The sequence below is a fragment of the Flavobacterium rhamnosiphilum genome (assembly GCF_004349195.1).
GTDB classification, from domain to species: domain Bacteria; phylum Bacteroidota; class Bacteroidia; order Flavobacteriales; family Flavobacteriaceae; genus Flavobacterium; species Flavobacterium rhamnosiphilum.
The window spans coordinates 1-1,022 of the sequence record NZ_SMLG01000037.1; the positions used below are offsets into that span (position 1 = coordinate 1).

Genomic DNA, 1,022 nt, shown 5'->3' on the forward strand with positions numbered 1-1,022 from the left:
TAGCTAGGGGATGTTAGTTGGAGTTTTAGAGGATTGCTTTACTATTTATCCAAAAATTTAAATCAGTTGTGAATTTATATAATAATGAATTATAATTATTTTTCGTTTTAGTGATGTCATAGTTAATCCAAGAAAGCCAAAACTCATCCAAGATATTAAAAAGTTTAAAGTCTAGATTTTTCATTTTTGTATAATAATTTTCATAATCTATAGTCGTATTATTGCATGCTTTCATTGCAAAAAATTTTCCAATATAAAAATCAACGGCGCCACGATCGAGTAAAAAAATATTAGAGAATCCAAATTCTAAATTGTTCATTTCTTTAGGAGTCATTTTCTCAGTGCTATAATCAGAAATAAATTTCTCGTTTTCATATCCTAACTCTGAATATAAAGGAAGCATTTTTATATGCTCTAAACAATTACTTACATGATTTCTTAGATCTCGTGAAAAAATCCTATAAAGATTTTCATTTTTAAAAATGAGTTCGATTAAATCATCTCCAATCAAGATTTTCATTGAAGTTAAATATAAATGAAGTAACTCATGTGTAAAGGAAGCTGGACAAAGGTCGGAGCTTAAAACAGAAATAAATACTTTAGTTTTTCTAAATAATTTTTTTTTCTTAATATTTATAGAGTAATTAGGTTCAAAACTTTCAAGAATGAAAATATTAAATTTTTTATTCATCTGCTGCCAAAGATAAATATTTCGATTATCAACTAAATGTTCAATTTGATTTCTCATGTTTAAGAATGTTTCCTAACCCAGTTCATCTGAATTTGGGTGTATCTACGAAAGCTTGTTTCCATTTGTAATTTCTTCAAATATATAACTTAGTACCGAAAATGCTTATTAAATAAATTCAGTTTTTATATCTTTTTTCAAAAGTAGCTCCTTTTGATTCAGGGATTTTACGGGAAACCGTAAATGCTATTTTTTATCAAAAAAACTACAACTTTTAGGGTTGCAGTTTCTTATATTTTATTCTGTTTGTGGATACGAGCAAGATGCTCGCACC

General features: G+C 26.8%; 1 protein-coding gene. It reads right to left on the reverse strand.

Annotation, left to right across the window (positions count from 1 at the left end; all coding sequences use genetic code 11):
- Positions 1 to 25: 25 nt before the first annotated feature.
- Positions 26 to 748: a hypothetical protein gene (locus tag E0I26_RS16405; RefSeq protein WP_131917521.1), complete on the reverse strand. Its 723-nt coding sequence runs from the start codon at positions 746 to 748 to the stop codon at positions 26 to 28.
- Positions 749 to 1,022 lie beyond the last annotated feature (274 nt).